Annotated in this window: 12 protein-coding genes; 5 read left to right on the top strand and 7 right to left on the bottom strand. The window is 42.2% G+C overall.

All coding sequences use genetic code 11. The features are described 5' to 3' along the window. Positions 1-229: 229 nt before the first annotated feature. The 3 genes from J8Z25_RS02590 to J8Z25_RS02580 all read left to right on the top strand — a co-directional run bounded on the left by J8Z25_RS02590 (position 230) and on the right by J8Z25_RS02580 (position 7,227). A complete protein-coding gene (locus J8Z25_RS02590) occupies positions 230-2,992 on the top strand; it encodes a S9 family peptidase (protein WP_250661633.1) in 2,763 nt (920 codons plus the stop codon). A gap of 189 nt (positions 2,993-3,181) precedes the next feature. Then, on the top strand, positions 3,182-5,395 hold the full coding sequence (katG, locus tag J8Z25_RS02585; protein ID WP_130049756.1) for a catalase/peroxidase HPI: 2,214 nt from the start codon (positions 3,182-3,184) through the stop codon (positions 5,393-5,395). A gap of 134 nt (positions 5,396-5,529) precedes the next feature. Next, positions 5,530-7,227: a sensor domain-containing diguanylate cyclase gene (locus tag J8Z25_RS02580; protein WP_130049757.1), complete on the top strand. Its 1,698-nt coding sequence runs from the start codon at positions 5,530-5,532 to the stop codon at positions 7,225-7,227. Between the two features lie 60 nt (positions 7,228-7,287). Here J8Z25_RS02580 and J8Z25_RS02575 read toward each other — a convergent pair whose 3' ends face one another. Both J8Z25_RS02575 and J8Z25_RS02570 read right to left on the bottom strand, forming a co-directional pair. Next, positions 7,288-8,553 carry a sensor domain-containing diguanylate cyclase gene (locus tag J8Z25_RS02575; RefSeq protein WP_250661632.1) on the bottom strand — a complete coding sequence of 422 codons (1,266 nt, stop codon included), beginning with the start codon at positions 8,551-8,553 and terminating at the stop codon, positions 7,288-7,290. Positions 8,554-8,797: 244 nt separating this feature from the next. Continuing rightward, the gene (locus J8Z25_RS02570; RefSeq protein ID WP_250661631.1) at positions 8,798-9,982 is read right to left on the bottom strand and encodes a BaiN/RdsA family NAD(P)/FAD-dependent oxidoreductase; all 1,185 of its coding nucleotides are present in this window, start codon (positions 9,980-9,982) and stop codon (positions 8,798-8,800) included. A gap of 323 nt (positions 9,983-10,305) precedes the next feature. Here J8Z25_RS02570 and J8Z25_RS02565 point away from each other — a divergent pair, with 323 nt between their 5' ends. Continuing rightward, positions 10,306-12,441: a S8 family peptidase gene (locus J8Z25_RS02565; protein WP_167658700.1), complete on the top strand. Its 2,136-nt coding sequence runs from the start codon at positions 10,306-10,308 to the stop codon at positions 12,439-12,441. 88 nt (positions 12,442-12,529) lie between these two features. Here the strand turns inward: J8Z25_RS02565 and J8Z25_RS02560 are convergent, their stop codons facing one another. The 5 genes from J8Z25_RS02560 to prlC form a co-directional block, all read right to left on the bottom strand. Then, the gene (locus J8Z25_RS02560) at positions 12,530-13,003 is read right to left on the bottom strand and encodes a peroxiredoxin (protein ID WP_250661630.1); all 474 of its coding nucleotides are present in this window, start codon (positions 13,001-13,003) and stop codon (positions 12,530-12,532) included. Between the two features lie 106 nt (positions 13,004-13,109). Further along, entirely contained in the window at positions 13,110-15,035 is a 1,926-nt protein-coding gene (locus J8Z25_RS02555; protein WP_250661629.1) for a methyl-accepting chemotaxis protein, read from the bottom strand. A gap of 283 nt (positions 15,036-15,318) precedes the next feature. After that, positions 15,319-16,074 carry a class I SAM-dependent methyltransferase gene (locus J8Z25_RS02550; protein ID WP_167658703.1) on the bottom strand — a complete coding sequence of 252 codons (756 nt, stop codon included), beginning with the start codon at positions 16,072-16,074 and terminating at the stop codon, positions 15,319-15,321. Between the two features lie 43 nt (positions 16,075-16,117). Further along, positions 16,118-17,296 (bottom strand): response regulator, encoded by a 1,179-nt coding sequence (locus J8Z25_RS02545; protein WP_250661628.1) that lies wholly within the window; start codon positions 17,294-17,296, stop codon positions 16,118-16,120. Between the two features lie 109 nt (positions 17,297-17,405). Then, the gene (prlC, locus tag J8Z25_RS02540; RefSeq protein ID WP_178926562.1) at positions 17,406-19,457 is read right to left on the bottom strand and encodes an oligopeptidase A; all 2,052 of its coding nucleotides are present in this window, start codon (positions 19,455-19,457) and stop codon (positions 17,406-17,408) included. A gap of 151 nt (positions 19,458-19,608) precedes the next feature. Between prlC and gorA the strand changes: the two genes are divergently transcribed. Next, the gene (gene gorA, locus J8Z25_RS02535) at positions 19,609-20,970 is read left to right on the top strand and encodes a glutathione-disulfide reductase (RefSeq protein WP_167658706.1); all 1,362 of its coding nucleotides are present in this window, start codon (positions 19,609-19,611) and stop codon (positions 20,968-20,970) included. Positions 20,971-21,073: the final 103 nt, after the last annotated feature.

Below are 21,073 nucleotides of genomic sequence, written 5' to 3'. Positions count from 1 at the left end.
AGGCGCGATCTCATATCGCGCAGCGGTGAAATTAAAATTACGCGGGATAAACCCGCTGCTACCCTTTTAACAAAACCTACCGACAACTTTTTTTAGCTTATGGCTGATAGCTTAAAGCTTACAGCTATCAGCTCACCTCCCCAAACACGCCACTTATCGTATCTACTCGAATTGTTTATTAAAAACGCTACACTGGGTGCGTAAATTTTAAAAACAACGAGAAAGACTAATGAAAGCGCAATTATCACTTTTGAGCTTAGCCTTGGTGACAAGCCTTGGTAGTGCACATGTTAGTGCGAAAGAGGCTCTGCAATTTAAAGACGTGTTTGATTTTAAATACGCAAAAGGCACCCAACTTTCTGAAGACGGCCAAATTCTTAGCTTTAGTGCAGACCCTTATCGCGGTAATGCTGAAGGTCAGGTTTATACGTTAAACAATAACCACCTACTTACCAGCGTTGAGCGCGGTACTCGCCCTACTATTAATAAAGCGGCAAACTGGGTGGCTTTTACTCAGGTACCTACCCTACTTGAAAAAGAAACCACCAAGAAAAAAGACCAGCTGAAAAATAACCTTGTTTTAGTAAATACTAAAAATGGCGAGCAACAGACTTTTAACGATGTAAAAGACTATGCGTTATCGGATGATGGTATATGGCTTGCCTATCGACTAGATAAGAAAGCAGAAAAAGCAGATAAAAAAGACGGCGAAGAAAAAGACGAAAACAGCAGCGAAATCAAGCCAGATAAAAAAGATAAAAGCTTTGATTTAGTGCTTGTTAATCTTCAAGACAAAACCACTCACACTATAAATAATGTATTTAGCTATGCGATTAGCAGTACAGGCGAGCAATTATTAGCAAGCCAAAGCTACAGCGATGGTGCCGACAACCAAGTTGTATTAGTTGATCTTAATAATGACTTTGCAACTAACGTGTTGATTGATGAGCCTGGTGTTGTTGCAAATAAAATTGCATGGCAACCAAACAGCAATACCGCAGCACTATTAATTGGTAATTATGTTAATGATGATACAAGACGTCGCGATCACAGCTTACAGCTTTTACAAAACGGGGCTCTTTCAACCATTAACTCAGCAGATAGCAGCTGGACTATCGGCAAAACAGCATCATTAAAATGGTCTGAAGATGGTGCTCGTTTATACTTTGAAAACCACCCTAAACTCGCCGCAAAATCTGTCTTGAAAGAATACAAAGATGAAGCCTCTTTATATGATTTCGATACCATACGCGACCAGAAGGGCCTAAACGTTTGGCACAATAAAGACGCTGAAATTAAGCCTCGCGAAGAGCAGCAATGGAACAAAGCGAATAAGCTTCGTCACTACCAAGCTGTGTATCATATAAATGGTCAGCACGTTGTGCAGCTAAGCACACCAAACATGCCAGAAGTTTCGCTTAACACTAATCGCGAAGCACTATTAGGCTATTCAGACCGACCTTACTTAGAGCGCGTTATGTATGGTGGTTTTTATGCAGATTACTTCAGTGTTGATGTTAAAACCGGTAAACAAACAGCTATCGTCAGCGACTATCCATTTAGACCAAGCCTTGCGCCAAATGGTCAATTTGCAGCATTTTTCCAAGATAGCCAAGTTCAGCTAAAAGATTTAGGTAGCAACAAGGTTTCGACCTTATCTAAAGCAATTAACGCTGTTTTTGCTGATGATAAACATGACTACCCATCACCTCAGCCGGGTTATGGTTTTGCGGGCTGGTTGAACGACAGCAGCCAAGTATTGGTTTACAGCAAATTTGATATTTGGGCTTTTGATGTCGCATCACAAAAGGCAACGCGCTTAACTCAAGGTAAAGAAACTAACACCCAATATCGTGTTATTAAACTTGATAAAGACCAAGTTGGTTTTGCCAAAGATGAAACATTATTGCTAAGCGCAACCAACGTGCAAGATAAGCAAACAGAGATTGCCAAACTTGACTTATCGAGCAATAAAGTCAGCAAAGTACTTTCGGGTAAAAAGCGCTATGACGTAGTGAAAAAGGCTAAAAATGCCGACAAATACCTATTTACTGCACAAACATACCAGCAATTCCCTGATTACTACCAAACTGATTTTAGCTTCAAAAAGCCACAACGTGTTACTAACCTAAACCCGCAAATTAGCAACTTTGCATGGGGTGAAAAACCTGAGCTTATTAGCTACAAAGGGTTTGATGGTGAAGATTTACAAGGCGTATTAATTAAGCCTGCAGGCTATAAAAAAGGCGATAAGGTTCCTGTAGTTGTGTACTTCTACCGCTATATGAGCCAACGCATGTATGACTTCCCGAAAATGGAGTTAAATCATCGCCCTAACTTCCCGATGTTTACCTCAAATGGCTATGCGATTTTCTTACCTGATATCCGTTTTGAGATTGGTCATCCTGGTAAATCATCAACGCAAACTATGATCAACGCAACTCAAAAGTTAATTGATTTAGGCATTGCTGATCCAGATAAAATTGGTTTACAAGGTCACTCTTGGGCAGGCTACCAAAGCGCCTTTATGATCACTCAAACAGACATGTTTAAGGCCGTTGTATCAGGTGCGCCAGTATCTAATATGACCAGTGCTTATAGCGGTATTCGCTTAAAATCAGGTCTTGCCCGTCAGTTTCAATACGAAACAGGGCAAAGCCGTATAGGCAAAACTTTATTCGAAGCGCCAGAGCTATATATCGAAAACTCACCGGTGTTCTTTGCCGATAAAGTGAATACCCCAATTCTGATTATGTTTGGTGACAAAGATGATGCAGTGCCATGGCAAGAAGGGGTTCAATACTACTTAGCTCTTCGCCGTGCTGGTAAAGATGCAACCTTCTTACAATACGAAGGTGAACCACACCACTTGAAGAAATTCCCTAACCAAGTGGATTTTTCGGTGCGCATGATGGAATATTTTGATCATTACTTAAAAGGTAAACCTGCTGCTGAGTGGATCAAAAACGGCGTCCCTTTTATTGAAGAATAAACAATAAGCTGAATTTCAGCTTAATGTCCCCCTCCCCTAGAGCCAGCATTATTGCTGGCTTTGTTCGGAAAAATCAATCACACCATCTATTTTATCGATTTTATCAATCGATTTAAACCCCAGTTTGTAAGTGGAAAGTTAATCAGAACAACTCTATATTTCACCCAACTTCTAACTGGAGACAACACAATGTTAAAAAAATCAACTTCAGCTTTCTCTAAAGTCGCTGTTGCAGTATCACTGTTGGTGGCAACAGGCGTACAAGCTACGAACGAAATAAAATCAAACCAATTCTGGTGGCCAGAGCAATTAGACCTTAGCCAACTTCGTGCTCATGGCGCAGAGTCTGATCCTATGGGTCCATACTTTAATTACAAAAAAGAATTCTTAAAATTAGATCTAAATGCGGTAAAAGCCGACATTGAGAAGGTACTGACTGACTCTCAAGACTGGTGGCCTGCTGATTACGGTCACTACGGTCCATTCTTCATCCGCATGGCGTGGCACGCATCAGGCACTTACCGTACATTCGATGGCCGTGGTGGTGCTGGCGGTGGTCAACAACGTTTCGACCCACTAAACAGCTGGCCAGATAACGCAAACCTTGATAAAGCGCGTCGTTTACTTTGGCCAATAAAGCAGAAATATGGCCGCAGTATTTCTTGGGCTGACTTAATGGCACTAACGGGTAACGTTGCACTTGAATCAATGGGCTTCAAAACTTTCGGTTATGCCGGTGGTCGTGAAGACGATTGGGAACCAGACTACGTATACTGGGGCCCTGAAGGCAAAATGTTAACTGACGAACGTCGTGACAAAAAAGGCAAACTAAAAGGTCCACTAGCGGCAGTTGAGATGGGCTTAATCTATGTAAACCCTGAAGGCCCACACGGTAATCCTGATCCACTTCTTGCAGCAGAAGATATTCGTTTATCTTTCGGCCGCATGGCAATGAACGATGAAGAAATCGTTGCCCTAATCGCCGGTGGTCACAGCTTTGGTAAAGCTCACGGTGCCAAAAAAGCGACCTGTTTAGACAAAGAACCTGCAGCAGCGGGTATCGAAGAACAAGGCTTAGGTTGGAAAAATAAATGTGGTAAAGGCCATTCAGAAGATACCATCACTTCAGGTCTTGAAGGTGCATGGACTGTGACACCAACACGTTGGTCAATTAACTACCTTCAAAACTTGTTCAGCTTTGAATGGGTTAAAACCAAGAGCCCAGCAGGTGCAACTCAGTGGATCCCTGAAAAGGGTCAAGCATCTAATCTTGTGCCAGATGCACACATCAAAGGTAAGCGTCATGCACCTATCATGTTCACAACCGATATCGCGTTAAAAGCGGATCCTGAGTTCCGTAAGATCTCAGAACGTTTCTTAAACGACCCGAAAGAGTTCGAACTCGCATTTGCTAAAGCATGGTTCAAACTAAACCACCGTGACATGGGCCCACGAGCTCGTTACTTAGGTGACTTAGTGCCAGAAGAAGTATTAATTTGGCAAGACTACATCCCTGCGGTTGATCACAAACTAGTAGACAGCAAAGATATCGCGTCACTTAAAGCTAGCATCTTAGATTCAGGTTTATCTGTATCTGAACTAGTCCGTGTTGCTTGGGCATCAGCAGCAAGCTACCGCGACACAGATATGCGTGGTGGTGCAAACGGTGCACGTATTCGTTTTGCTCCGCAAAAAGATTGGCCGGTAAACAACCCGAAAGAAGTGGCTAAAGTACTTAGCAAACTTGAGAAAATCCAAACTAAGTTCAACAAAAACGCATCTGGCGGTAAAGAAATTTCACTAGCAGATATGATTGTTCTTGGTGGTGCGGCTGCAATCGAAAAAGCAGCAAGCGACGCTGGTTTCTCTATCGCAGTACCATTCAAGCCAGGTCGTATGGACGCGTCATTAGAAATGACTGACGTTGAATCATTCGAAGTGCTTGAGCCAACGGCAGATGCGTTCCGTAACTACTACAGCTCAGCATGGAAATCACCGGCTGAAATGCTTGTAGAACGTGCTGATTTATTAAGCTTATCAGTACCAGAAATGACTGCACTACTAGGTGGTATGCGTGCTCTTAACGCGAATACTGACCAAACTAAACACGGTGTATTCACGAAAAAACCAGGCACATTAAGTAACGATTTCTTCGTTAACCTACTCGATATGTCAACGAAGTGGTCTAAATCTTCTGAAGAAGGTGTTTACGAAGGTCGTGACCGTAAGTCAGGCAAACTTAAGTGGACAGCAACACCAGTAGACTTGATCTTTGGCTCCAACTCAGAGCTTCGTTCAATTGCTGAAGTGTATGCATCTGACGATGCTAAACAAAAGTTCGTTGATGATTTCGTAGCAGCGTGGACTAAAGTAATGACGCTAGATCGTTTCGACCTACGTTAATATATTTTCGCAACCAACAAAGCCGCTAAGTTAGCGGCTTTTTTATTTTTCGTTAATAATTTACTCGACAAGCCAGCAGTTTACGTTAAAAATAAAACTTTATTACTATTTTTATTTGGATACAGGCACCAGGGATGATTACGCGCTTTATACTGCTTTTTGTTATCTACTCAATATGCCTAACTTTGGCTAATCAAAGCCGCGCCGATAACTCCCCTATTGTTAATATTAACCAACGTAGCATTGACCTCACCCAATTTGATATGAGCTATTTTATTGATGGCTCTGGCACTATGCCTCTTTCACAAGTTCAGCTGCAAAGTTTTATAAACAGTCAAAACAAGCTCACTTTAGGCACGAATGCCAAAACAACATGGTCAAAAATAGTTATAAAAAATACCTACAGCGACACCCTGCGCTTATTTGTACATAACCCAGATGCCTATCACTTAGAAGAAGTGAGCTTTTACGAAACGCAAGCAGGGCAACTGATAAACCAATCGGTCATTCAGCTTGATAAAGCAGGACCTAAAACCAACATGTTTGGTGGTAGTGCCGTATTTTCGTTTTATATTGCACCCAATCAGCAAAAAACAATTTACATAAAAAGCGTGACCTTTTCTCATCAATGGTTTGCACTCGCTATTTTTGATGAAGAGCACTCAAAACGTGCTCTTGTAGGGAATGGTAATTATATTGCTCTACTTGTTGGGATGATGTTAGCACTGATGATTTATAACTTTTTCTTGTATTTATCGGCACGTAAAATCGAGAACATCGTTTACGCCCTTTACCTTATTTCTGGCACAGTTTGGGTGGCGCTATCTTATGGTGTTGCCGCTAACTTTTTCGGTATTTTTAGTGCCGAACTATTACAACTCAATTCTAACTTGCTAAGTATGCCAAGCTTTTTAGTGATCTTTGTAATGCTTATTTTCGAAACCAAAAAGCTCTACCCTAAAGAGCATATTGCACTTTCGATTATTTTGTTCTTACTCGTTGCGGACTTTGTTTATAGCTTGTTCGATATTGTAGGTGCATTAAAACCTGCCAGCAGCTTGGCTGCATTAATGATGACTGTGACATTTGGAGTATCTATTTCGCTGTGGCGCAAAGGTAACGCGCTGGCAAAATACTTTTTGCTCGGCCACTCTATGTTCGTTATTTTCAATATGCTGGCGGTGCTTTATTACAAAGGGATCAGCGACGCAAACGTGATTAATAGCCACGGTGTTGGCATAGGTATTTTGCTCGAAGCGTTAATGATGGCGTTTATTCTTTCCTATCGAATTAAGAGCCTCGAAAAAATTAAAGCACAGCAAACTGAGCTCAACCGCTTGGTCGATACAGACCCAATGACAGGCCTGTATAATCGCCGTTACTTTGACAGAAAAAGTGAAGAACTGATTGCCGCGATGGCAACCAATCAGCAAGAGTTTACCCTCCTAATTGCTGATCTCGACCACTTCAAAAACATTAACGACACATACGGCCACGATGTTGGCGATAAAGTTATTATCGCATTTGCCAACATACTCACCTCAGAACAAGGCCTTGCTGATATAGCCTGCCGTTACGGCGGCGAAGAGTTTGTGTTACTACTCAATTGTAACCTACTTGATGCAAAGCTAGTTGCCGAGCGAATTCGCCAAAAGGCGCAAGAAACCTACATCACTATTGATGAAGTGCAAACCGTGCAGTTTACCGTGAGTATTGGTATACACAGCGTAGCTCACTCTTCAACAACCGTGAAAGAAACCCTCACCGTTGCCGACAAAGCATTGTATAAAGCGAAAAGTAACGGCCGTAATTGTGTTGAAGTGGCTGCTTAGACGGGAAAAGTTTCAAGTTTCAAGTTTCAAGTTTCAAAGTAACTTAAGGCTTTAAAACGATTAGCTAAAGTGAATAATGGTTGTTCCAGGTTGCTTTTTAGCTTGGTACATAGCCGCATCGGCTTCTTCAATTAACTGGTTCGCTGCGTACACACCATCTCCTAGAAAATGCGCTGTCACACCTATACTCGCTGTAACCTCAATTGATATACCTTTAGAACTAAATGGTTTTGTAAACTGAGCCGCAATTTTATGAGCTAAGCGATTCAAAATCATCGTATTAGTTACTCCTGATATAGTCACTAAAAACTCATCGCCGCCCATTCTTACTACATAGTCGGTACTTCTAACGGCGGCTTGAAGTTGCTTTGCAACCCATACTAAAACTTCATCACCTATTGCATGGCCATATTGATCGTTGATTTGTTTAAACTCATCTAAATCGATATAAATAAAGCCCATTCCCTCAGACACATCACCATTTTCACTAAATACATCATTCAATAATTGCTCTAAATAACGACGGTTCGGTAATTGGGTAAGCGGGTCAAGGTTAGCAAGCTCAATCAACGCCTGTTCTTTATTTTTTCGAGCTGAAATGTCACGCACAATCGCGAGAAGATAACTTTTTCCTTGATGGTCGATATAACAAACACTCACTTCAGTTGGAAAAGTATGACCATCTTTATGTTTTAAGCACGACTCAAAAATAGTGGTTTCTTGGGCTTTTATTCGCGCTACCCTATCCAGCCATTTGCTATTCGTATCATAGTCTGGGTTAATATCTGGCACAGTCAGTTTTAGTAGCTCTTCTTTTTCATAACCTAAGCACTTGTAAGCTAATTGATTACAGTTAAGAATTTGACCAAACTGAGGGTCTGCAATAAACATGGCATCATTTGATTTATCAACCAAATATGTCAGTAGAATATCTGCTGCCGCCTCTTTATTGACCGTTGTTAAATCAATTATCTGTGAAATATAACGAACGACATTACCGTCATTATCTACCTCTGCGACAATGTTCAGCTGGCAATAAATAGAATGCCCAAGCTTATGCTTGTAACGCTTTTCGATTTGTAATGGCTGCTCAGGGAACTGATTAAGCTTGGCACGAATAGTTTTATTTAACTCCCTGTCATCAGCATGAGTTATAACAACATCATCTGCGTACACTTCATCGCCTTCATAACCTAATAATTGTTTTAGTGCCGGGTTTGCATATTCAAGTTTACCGCTAGGCGAAGAAACAGTAACGGGGATAGGTGTAATTTCTATTAACCGATAAACAGGGTTAATAAACATCTGTGCGTCGTTAAGCTTCATGGGCAACTCGAGTCCAATACATTATTACTACTCAGCAAAATGAAATAATAGACCATAAATCGGAACTTGGCTGTATGGGAGGAGCTGTAAGCTAAATTATTAAGGCCGTCATATGGCGTTATAAAAAAACGCTAAAGCACGACCTCCAAACAAGTGCTAACCTAGCACCTAGTTCCTAGAGCCTAGCTCCTGGCTCCTAGCCAGTAATGTCTTTCCCCTAGCAACTAACAGCTAGCAACTCAAATCAACAATACTGCCCTGCTGCAAAGCCGCAGCTCCAAGCATATTGGAAGTTGTAGCCGCCTAGCCAGCCGGTGACATCGGTTACTTCGCCGATGAAATAAAGGCCCTGTGACTTTTTCGCTTCGAAGGTTTTTGAGCTTAACTCGTCGGTGTCTACACCGCCAAGCGTTACTTCGGCGGTTCTATAACCCTCTGTGCCGTTAGGTTTAATTTGCCAATTATGAACGTAGTCATGTAACGCGTCGATCTGCGCATGGCTTAGCTGGTTTACATTGCAATCTGGAATAGCCTTGGTGTCGTGCAGCATTTCAACAAAACGTTTTGGTAAAATTGTCGCAAGAGTATTTTTTAGTGACTTTTGCCCTTGGCTTTGACGCCACTGCTCAAGCTGCTGTTTCAAATCGAGCTCGGGTAACAAGTTGATGTACACAGTTTGCCCTGCACGCCAAAAAGAGCTGATTTGCAAAATCGCTGGGCCCGAAAGGCCACGGTGAGTAAACAGGATGTTCTCTTTGAACTGGGTGCCATCTTCACTGCTAACCAGACAAGGAATACTGATCCCCGATAAACCTTCAAAGCGATCTTTATCGTGCTGGTGCAAAGTAAATGGCACTAATGCCGCCATGGTTGGTAACACTGTTAAACCAAATTGATCTGCAATTTTATAACCAATTGGTGATGCACCGAGCTTAGGCATGGTTAACCCACCGGATGCAACAACTAACGACTCGCATTGATAGCTGTCTTGCTCGGTAATAACTTCATAACCAGCATCTGTTTTGGTCACACTGAGTACTTCGTTACGCAGCGCTATGTTAACTCCCGCCCACTCGCACTCAGTTAAAAGAATATCGACGATATCTTGTGCGCTGTTATCGCAGAATAACTGGCCCAGCGTTTTATGGTGATAAGCCAAACCGTGACGGTCCACCAGCTCAATAAAGTCATGTTGGGTATAACGGCTTAAACACGATTTTACAAAGTGAGGATTGCCACACAAGTAATTGTCTGGGCTTGCGTTTTCATTGGTGAAGTTACAACGACCACCGCCGCTGATTAATATTTTACGGCCCGGCTTTTTGCCCATATCAAGCACAGTAACATTGCGACCACGGTAGCCTGCTTGTGCAGCACACATCAAACCTGCGGCACCGGCGCCAATCACAATTACGTCTACTTGGGTCATTACTCATACTCACTAAAAAAATTTAGCTGATTATAACAAGTTATTTTCGCTGCAGTGTTAACAGTACGGTGTTTTTACAAAAAAGATAAAACCAAAAAACGAAATAAAGTAAAAACTCAAAACTAAAAATTTATAACTTTATTATGAGAAAAGTATTAAAAAACACCATAAAAAGACTGATTTAGACGTCTATACATTCGGTTATAACCAAAATAGAGACAACCATAATAAAACGATATTTTAACTAAATTTACATTTATTTTACCTTTGTCCCCCTTCGCGAAAAATACCGTGAAGATTTACATAACAATCTAGGGATCATTATGACAACTAACAACAACTTGAAGAAGTGCGCAATTGCACTGAGCTTGACTGCGTTGTTTGGGACAACAGCAGCAATGGCTACTCCAAACCAACTTATGTCGCCATCTATGCAGGAAACTGCAGCAAAATTACAAGGTCAAGAAGGCTTTGGTACGCAATTCATCATCAAATATAAAAATAACAATGATGAAATGATGACTATGTCGGCAGCAGAACAATCGCCAACTATGATGAACAAAAAAGCAAAAGGCTTTGTTAAAAACTTCACCAGTAAGAAAGGTAAAGTAAAAGCACAATATGTTCGTGCAATGGCGATGAATAATCACCACGTAATGCGTGCTGATAAAAAACTTTCTGCTCAAGAAGCACAAGAGTTCATGCAAGAGGTGCTTGCAACAGGTAATGTTGAATACATCGAAATTGACCAAATGTTAAAGCCATTTGCAACGCCTAACGACCCTCGTTATGACGACCAATGGCACTACTACGAGCAAGCAGGTGGTTTAAACCTTCCTACAGCTTGGGATACAGCAACAGGTAGCGGTGTGGTAGTTGCGGTACTTGATACAGGTTACCGTCCTCATATTGATCTAAACGCAAACATCCTTCAGGGCTATGACATGATCTCTAACGTGTCTGTAGCAAACGATGGGGGCGGTCGTGATAGCGATGCTCGCGATCCAGGTGATGCAATCAGTGCTAACGAGTGTGGTTACACACACGGTGCTCAAGACTCTAGCTGGCACGGTACGCACGTTGCCGGTACAGTTGCAGCTGTTACTAACAACGGTGAAGGTGTTGCAGGTGTTGCTTACGATGCGAAAGTAGTTCCTGTTCGTGTACTTGGTAAATGTGGTGGTTTAACATCTGATATCGCTGACGGTATTATCTGGGCTTCAGGTGGTTCAGTTTCTGGTGTACCAGCAAATGCTAACCCTGCTGATGTTATTAACATGAGTTTAGGCGGTAGCGGCTCATGTAGCTCTACAACACAAAATGCAATTAACCAAGCCCGTAACAACGGCACTGTAGTCGTTATCGCAGCAGGTAATGACAACGATAACTCTGCAAACTACAACCCAGGTAACTGTAATGGCGTAGTAAACGTTGCATCAGTAGGTCGTAACGGTGGTCGTGCATACTACTCAAACTACGGTAGCAACATTGATGTTGCAGCACCGGGTGGCGCGCAAAGCTTTGCTAATGATTCTGAAGGTGTGTTATCAACTCACAACTCAGGCTCAACAGGCCCAAGCAGCGATTCATATCACTACTCGCAAGGTACATCGATGGCAGCACCACATGTTGCGGGTGTCGCTGCGCTAATCAAGCAAGCTAAACCTTCAGCAACGCCTGATGAAATCGAAAACATTTTAAAATCAACAACCCGTTCTTTCCCAGCAACATGTACTAGCTGTGGGACAGGTATTGTGGATGCGGCAGCAGCAGTTGCAGCGGCATCAGGTACAACTCCGCCACCACCAACGGGGAATGTGTTAGAAGATGGTCAAGCACTAACAGGTTTAAGTGGCTCTGCTAGCAGCCAAACTTTCTACACAATGGAAGTACCTAGTGGAGCTACTAACGTAACTTTCACTATGAGTGGCGGTACAGGTGATGCTGACCTTTACGTTCGTGCAGGTAGCGCACCAACAACGTCAACCTATGATTGTCGTCCATACAAAGGCGGTAACAATGAAGTATGTTCTATCGATAACCCAACAGCAGGTACTTACCATGTAATGCTGAATGGTTATTCTGCCTACTCAGGTGTTAGCTTAGTGGGTGATTTAACTGTATCAGGCGGAGGTTCAGGCTCAGGTTCACCACAAGCAGGTGGCGGCACAGTGACTGATATCTCGGCAAGTGCAGGTCAGTGGAAACATTACACATTAGAAGTACCAGCAGGTATGGCAAGCTTCACAGTAACGACTTCTGGTGGCTCGGGTGATGCTGACTTATTCGTTAAGTTTGGTAGCCAACCAACGTCATCAAGCTATGACTGTCGTCCGTACAAAAACGGTAACGCAGAAACATGTACATTCAGTAACCCACAAGCAGGTACTTGGCACTTAAGCTTAAATGCTTACAAGACTTTCTCTGGTGTGACATTGGATGCACAGTATCAACCTTAATAGTTGATCTCCCCAGTTCCCCCCTGGGACTTTCAGCCGGACTTACGTCCGGCTTTTTTGTATTTACTTAATTAAGCACGAATTACTATCAAAGTTTTTCTAGCACAGCTTCAGCGCGGCTCACAACAAAATCTTTATCTTGTTCAACAAAAAGCCCTGTTACTATTTGGTTTTCAACGATCATCGCGTAACGCTTTGAGCGCACACCACCAAAACTTGCCGTATCTTTATCTAAACCAAGTGCTTTAGTAAAGCTGGCATCACCATCAGCCAACATACGAATGTGCTCAGCATTGTGCGCTTCACCCCATGCTTTCATTACAAATGCATCGTTTACCGATACACAGTAAATTGCATCAACGCCTTTGGCAGTAATTTTATCAGCTAAGGTGATAAATTCTGGTAAGTGAGCATTAGAACAGGTTGGTGTAAATGCGCCAGGCACGGCAAATAACACCACTTTTTTATCTGCAAATAATGCCTCTGTTGATAAGGTTTGCATACCTTCACTAGTTAATTCGCTAAGGGTTGCTGCAGGTAAAGTTTGGCCTTGTTCGATCATCGTGATTCCTTGAAAGAAAATAAGAGTACAGAGTATATACCCAAAAAATTGAATACCGCATGATTTAAGGGGAAACAATGCAAAACATTGTTCGCCCTTTGAAGTGTTATAAACCTAAGCTGGATTTAATAGTGTGCATTTGCTCTTGTAGGCGCAGCTGAATATCACTAACCAGTGAGTTCGACTCGCTTACTTGCCCCTTCATGCTTTGCATTGATTGGCTAAAGTTTTCTAGTAAAGCATTTTGCTGCTTAGCAAGCTCCATAGCATCAAACGCGACTTTATTGGCATCTTGCGCGTTGTCAGCTACGCCTTCTGAGTTACGTTTAAGCTCTTGGGCATTTTGTGTTTGCAGCTCGGCATCATTAGCCAACGCACTAATTTGCTCTGATACCATGGTTGAATTTTCACTTAAGCGGTTTAGCTGACTATTAATATCATCAAGTGAACCTTGTGTTTGTCTGGCAAGTTTTCGGACTTCGTCCGCTACAACCGCAAAACCTCGACCATGTTCACCGGCACGAGCCGACTCAATCGCTGCATTCAGTGCCAATAGATTTGTTTGTTCAGCAATGTTTTTGATCACCTCAATAACTTGGCCAACGTCATCAACCCCTTTTAATAGCTCTTTTAAGCTATCAAGACCTTGCTCAACGCGCTCTTCAGTGCGAGAGCTTGCGGTTAACATGCTGTCGGCAAAGCCTAGGCTCTGCTCCATCGCACCAAAAGTTTGTTTGGCGTTATCAGCAACTTGACCATTAATATTATTGACCTGCTCACCAATGTGTTGAATATCAGAAAGTAAACCTTGGTTTTGTTCAACCTGAGAATGACTGGCATCTGTTTGCTGAGCAATGGTATGTAAGTGCTCGCTCATCTCTAGCATAAAGTCATTAATAACCTTCAGCATTTGTGCTCGTTCTTCTGCCTCACCACGCTGACGCTCAATCAGTTGATTAAAGTAATGGGCAATTTCACCTATTTCGGTTTTCGGGTTTTTACTCTCGATGTTTTTAAGCTCATTACTTTCAATTAAGAAAGCAAAACCATCACGTAATTGGCGCAATGGGTTAAGCACTTGGTTACGCTGTACAAAGTAAACACCCGCCGCTAAAACCACCAGCATGCTAATAGCCACACAGAACACGATAAACACTTGTTGCTTAAGATTACTTTGTTCATCTTTTAACTGTTGCTCAGCACCAAGCACCGTCGCAGATAGGGCTTCAATCTGTTCTCGAAGTGCTTGCATGCCAGTTTGACGTTGCTCAGCTTGCTCAAGAGTGGATGCTAAATCACGTGGGAAACGTTTAGGCCAGCTACTTAGTTCAGCTTTAATATCACCGGCTAAGTCTTCAGCTTCTTCACCAAAAAACAAAGCGTCTTCATCCACTTCGCTCATAACACCTAGGTTTTCGAGTCTATCTATTTTAGCAGCAAGGTCATTTAGGTTTTCAACACTTTGATTGAGGCTATTTTTAGTGTCTTGATCATAGTTAAGCACTAACTTGTATGTATACAAAGCGAGTGATGTAACTTCGCTGTAGTAGTCAGCAGCAAGTTGATAATACTCAAGTGCAAGCACTGTTTGCGGCTCGGCTTTGCTTGCATAGCCAATTAACGATGAGGCCGAACCTGCCATTTGCCTTAACGAGTTATCGAGCAGCGCCATTTCGTTACCCGATAGCTTACCTAAAGCACGATACTTACCATTAATGTCTTTATCGAGCGCCGTCAGTTGGCTATTTAGTTGGCCCGCCAAGTCATTAGGTAGCTCAGTTAAATGCTGCTTTTTAACATCGCTTATTAGCGTTGAGGCTTTATTTAAGTGTTGGCTGTCACCTTGCTCTAAATAATCATCAAGGTAACTTTTTAAATCAATAATGATGGTGTTTTTAAGCTTATTATAAGCGTTATCTTGCTGCTCTAAACCGAGTAAAGTTTGACTAGCCCAGAACAGGGTTGCTGCCAGTAAAATACTAGCGAGAGTGAGTAAAACGGCCAATAGCCGAGTAAATGATGACACGCGCATAAACGATATTCCCAAGTAACGTTACGCGCGTAGAATATTAACCTTTTATGACAATTTGATGTAAACCGTAAAAAATAACAGGTAAAAACGAATCAAACTAAGCTAAAAGGGTTACATAAATACCAATTCGCTTAATTAAGGGCTCTATTTTGAGGCAATAAAACCTCGTCGATTACAAGGCAAAAATTTCGTTATTAAGTTGCTCTTAATGAAAAATTTTTAACGCTGGTAGCGGTAGGTTTAATCCCTCAAAATGATTAAGTATTATTGCGGATTAATGGTATTAAACCATTGCAGCCTTCACATACACATCAAAGCGGTTCTTTTTAGTTTTGATTTGCATACTCGGGGTTTTATCATTTAGAAATGGGGCGTAATCTGGGCGCTTTACGACTACTCGTTTACTAGCAAGCGGATAAGCAAAATCAAGAAGATCATCGGCATCGTTGTCTCCGCCCACAAGCTCTTGGAATACTCGCATTTCTTTTTTAACAAGGGCTGACTTTTCACGATGAGGAAACATAGGATCTAAGTACACAACATCTGGTGTATCGCTGCACTGCGCCAGTAAAGTGTGGCTTGAGCCAAACACTAGGCTCATGTTTTCTTTCATCCAAGGGCCAATTTCAGCATCGTTATAGGCGCGTTCTAGGCCGTCAAATAATAGTGCAGCAACAACAGGGTGGCGTTCATGCAAAATCACTTTACAGCCTAGTGATGCCAGTACAAAGCCATCGCGGCCAAGGCCTGCAGTGGCATCAAGCACCACTGGCGTGGCACCTTTGTTTAAGCCAACCGCTTTTGCGATAGCCTGCCCTTTACCACCACCAAACTTGCGTCGATGGGCTGCAGCACCAGTTACAAAATCAACATGGATAGCACCAAGTTTTGGCTCGTCCTTTTTCTTTAAGCTGAGACCCTGATCGTCATAATGAAGCGAAAAGCCAACATTCTGCTCAGCCCACTTAGCCAAACCAAAACGCTGTTCGATGGCATCTAAATAAGGACGCATTTCTTTAAAAGGACAATGAATTACCACGCAAAACTCCGAGCTAAATTATTCGGCGCCAGTATAGCATGGCTTAAAATAGCTCGATATCCGTTTGTGAAGTGACATCTTCGGTCTCACTCGGTTCAGCCATTTTTTGTAAGCTAGCTAAAAGTTCACTACGCGATTCGATAATATGCTTTAGCTGAAACTTTATAAACGCTAAGTCTTCATTCAGTGAGGTAAATATCAGCTGAGTTTGTTTTAATTGCTGCAAGTGAAATGCGACTTCGTCGCTGCCCGATAAACCACTTTGCTCAATAGACTTGTTTAGCTCATCAAGTTGGGCGGCAAATTTCTCTACAGCATGTTCGCGCGAATCACTGTTTTGGTACATTTGATCAGATAACTCATTAAACGAGTTACCTATTTGCTGCGCCTGAGTCAGTGCCCGCTCATTGTTTTCCATGTCTTGTACTTTAGCGTTAGTCACTTCAAGAATATGCGGAAATAAATCTTTATAACGGCCATAAAGCTGGGCATCATCAAGTGGCATGTTTTTAACCAGCATCGACACTTTAGGGTAATTAATAATTGTGCGATGGCTAAAGTCAACAAAGCGATTTGCATCACGGTGTTTTTCGAGTAACTCTTGCTCTAGTGGACACACTCCGCCCTCAGCACTACAAAATACGCCAATATCTTGATACCAAAACGCCAGCACTACATCGAGCTCCATCGGATTAAAAAACTCAAACATATGCTCAGATAACGCTTTGATATCGTGTGCATGATAGCTCTGCCCAACGTAGCGCATTATACGACCCATATCGCCTGAATCTGTCATCGCGATTTCGGCAGTGATTTGCGCTCGCTCTACATCACTTTTAAGCTTTTTAGAGTGCTGACGATATTGATATAACACGCGAATACGTGCCATGAGCTCTTCAGCATTAAATGGTTTTACAATGTAATCAGCTGCACCTGCGTTATAACCTTTTACACGGTCAGGTAAATCAGCTTTACCCGACAAAAACATCACAGGCGTGTCTTTTGTTTGCGGGTTGGCTTTTAATTCGTTACATACCTCAAAGCCCGTTTTACCCGGCATTTCGATATCAAGTAAGATGATGTCAGGGTTGTACTTTAACGCCTGTCTTAATCCTTCGTCGCCATTTTTAGCATGGATCAGTGTGCAAAAGCCCGATAGCGATTCCTCAATCACATGATGGATATATTTATCATCATCAATGGCTAATACCAGTTTTGACATGCTTAATTCCTATAAACTCTTTTTTAAGAAGAATAGTACGAGAGCGTAATTTTGCGAAGAAATATTAATAAAAAAAGCGCCTTACGGCGCTTTAAATCAACAAAAATTATTATGCAGCAATGCCGCTATGTCTTAGTAGTGCATCGACTTGCGGTTCGCGTCCTCGGAACTTTTTAAATAACTCCATAGGCTCTTCACTACCCCCTTTCTCTAAAATGTTCTTTAAGAAAGCTTCGCCCGTTGCAGGGTTAAAGATACCTTCTTCTTCAAACTTAGAAAACGCATCAGCCGAGAGCACTTCAGCCCACTTATAAGAGTAATAACCTGCGCTATAACCACCCGCAAAAATATGGCTAAAGCCATGCTGAAAACGGTTAAACGCTGGCGCTTTAACAACAGCAGTTTTACTGCGCACCTCGTCAAGTGTTGCTTGAATATTACATGGCTCACCCGCTTTGTAAGTATGGTGAATAGTAAAGTCAAACAACGAGAACTCTAGCTGACGCAGCATTTGCATACCTGATTGGAAGTTCTTCGCCGCAAGGAGTTTATCTAATAACTCTTTTGGTAACGGTTCACCTGTTTCATAGTGACCCGAAATAAAGCTCAGCGCTTCTTCTTCGTAACACCAGTTTTCAAGGAACTGACTTGGTAACTCAACCGCATCCCATGCAACACCGTTAATACCTGCAACCGGCGCAGCATCAACTTGCGTCAACATATGGTGAATACCATGACCAAACTCATGGAATAAAGTTGTCACTTCATTATGAGTAAACAAGGCGGGCTTATCACCCACTGCTTTATTAAAGTTACACACTAAGTAGGCAACAGGGGTTTGTAATTCGCCGTTAGCACGTACTTTACGACCCATGCAGTCATCCATCCACGCACCTCCGCGTTTGCGATCGCGGGCGTATAAATCAAGATAAAAGCGACCACGTAAGGTATTGCTGCTATCGTAAATTTCGAAGAAACGTACATCAGGGTGATAAGTATCAAACTCTGTTACTTCTTTAACACTAATGCCAAATAAACGATTTACTGTAGTGAATAAGCCACTTAATACTTTATTGGCTGGGAAATATGGGCGCAGTACTTCATCAGAAATCGCATACTTCTCTTGCTTAAGTTTTTCGCCATAATAAGCGTAGTCCCATGCAGCAAGTTCCGTCACACCGTGCTTGTCTTTTGCATAAGCTGTTAGCTCAGCAAGCTCTTGCTCAGCTTGCGGTTTAGACTTATCAGCTAAATCTTCTAAGAATGAGAAAACTTGCTCAGGCGTTTCTGCCATTTTAGTTGCCAGTGACATGTCAGCGTAGCTGCTAAAGCCAAGCAACTCGGCAAGCTCATGACGCAGTGCAAGCTCTTCGCTCATAATGGCAGAGTTATCAAATTCACCAGCATTAGGGCCTTGATCAGAGGCACGGGTCACAAACGCAGTGTAAAACTCTTCACGTAACTCGCGGTTATCTGCGTAGGTCATAATAGGTAAGTAAGATGGAAAGTCTAAAGTAAACACCCAACCTTCTAGCTCTTTACTTTGTGCGGTATCAGCACCAAGTGCTAAAGCAGACTCAGGTAAGCCAGCCAGTTCACTTTCATCAGTAATGTGTTTTTGCCAAGCAAGTGTAGCATCCATAACATTGTTACCAAACTTAGAAGCCAGCTCAGATAAACGCGCACTGATTTCGCCATAACGTTTTTGTTGTTCAGGTTTTAAAGCAATCCCTGACAGCTCAAAATCACGTAATGCATTAGTAATGGTTTTTTGTTGGGCAATCGTTAATGATTTAAATTCATCGCTATTATGAAGTGTGTTGTAAGCATCGTACAAACCTTGGTGCTGACCAACAAACGTTGAATACTCAGATAACAATGGCAAACATTGCTCATAGGCTTCACGTAACTCATCACTGTTAACGACTGAATTCATGTGTGATACCGGTGAAAATAGGCGTGATAACTTGTCATCAGCTTCCTCAAGCGGAAGTACTAAATCATTCCATGTGTATGATTTGGTTGCCAGTACCTCATCGATTTTAGCGCGGCACTCAGCAATTGCCGCTTTTACTGCTGGCACTACGTGTACAGGTTCAATTTTAGAAAACGGCGGAAGCCCTTCTAAACCAATGAGTGGGTTATTTTCTGCAATTGTCATTTTTGTTCTCAAATTTTATGCGAAGATGATTTTGAAGTTGGGGCGAATTGATGAAATACAAGGGGCTTAACCTTGGTCTTTATTATGCTATTATCAAGTTATTACTAAATCGATTAATTAATAAAAAATTATCTATTTTTGAGGACAAACTATGGCTCAGCATTTTGATTACATTGCAATTGGTGGTGGTAGTGGCGGTATTGCCTCTGCAAACCGTGCAGCAATGCGTGGCGCAAAAGTCGCTCTTATTGAAGCAAAACACATGGGTGGCACTTGTGTAAATGTCGGTTGTGTTCCAAAGAAAGTTATGTGGCACGGCGCACAAATCGCTGAAGCTATTAACGCATATGCACCTGATTACGGCTTTGATGTTGAGTTAAAAGGTTTTAGCTGGGCTAAATTAGTTGAAAGCCGCGAAGCGTATATTGGTCGTATTCACCAAGGTTACAACAAGTACTTATCTAGCAATGGTGTGACTGTGATCAATGGCTTTGCTAAGTTTGTTGATAACAAAACAGTTGAAGTTGACGGTGAACTTTACACAGCAGATCATATCCTTGTTGCTGTTGGTGGTCGTCCTACTATTCCTAACATCCCTGGCGCTGAGCTTGGTATTGATTCAAACGGCTTCTTCGAGCTAGACGCACAACCTAAACGTGTTGCTGTGGTTGGTGCAGGTTACATTGCCGTTGAAATCGCTGGTGTACTTCATAGCCTTGGCACAGAAACCCACCTGTTTGTTCGTAAAAACAAACCGCTACGTACTTTTGACCCGTACATTATTGATACGCTTGTCGATATTATGGCTAAAGAAGGCCCTACGCTTCACACTGATTGCACTCCAAAAGAAGTAGTTAAAGAAAGCGATGGTAGCTTAACAATTCACTTTGAAAATGGTCACAGCCAAAACGTTGATGAAGTTATTTGGGCAATTGGCCGTACACCAACAACTGACAAGATCAACCTTGCGGCAGCAGGTGTTGAAGTGAACGAAAGCGGTTACGTAAAAGTAGACGAATTCCAAAACACTACAGCTGAAAACGTCTATGCAGTAGGTGATATCATCGAAAACGGTATTGAACTTACGCCAGTAGCCGTTAAAGCAGGTCGTATTTTATCAGAGCGCTTATTCAATAAAGAATTGCCTGATGATTTAAAAATGGATTACGAGCTAGTACCAACGGTGGTATTCAGCCACCCGCCTATTGGCACGATTGGTTTAACAGAACAAGAAGCGATTTCGCAATATGGTGCTGAAAACGTCAAGGTTTATAAATCAAGCTTTGCAGCAATGTACACAGCGGTTACTCAGCACCGCCAAGCTTGTAACATGATGCTGGTGTGTGCTGGAGAAGACGAAAAAGTTGTTGGCTTACACGGCATTGGCTTCACAGTTGATGAAATGATCCAAGGTTTTGCGGTTGCCATGAAAATGGGCGCAACAAAAGCAGACTTTGATGCTGTTGTGGCTATTCACCCAACAGGCTCAGAAGAGTTTGTGACGATGAGATAAGATTAGCTTTAAGCTAAATTAAAACCTTGTGGTGCTGCCACAAGGTTTTTTTATGCCTATGATTACAAAGTGATGATGAGTTGTTAAACTCAGTTAAAAGAAT

Source organism: Pseudoalteromonas sp. SCSIO 43101 (genome assembly GCF_023650775.1).
Lineage (GTDB): Bacteria > Pseudomonadota > Gammaproteobacteria > Enterobacterales > Alteromonadaceae > Pseudoalteromonas > Pseudoalteromonas apostichopi.
Note: the sequence above shows the minus strand (reverse complement) of the source record. Positions and strands in the feature narration are given on the sequence as shown.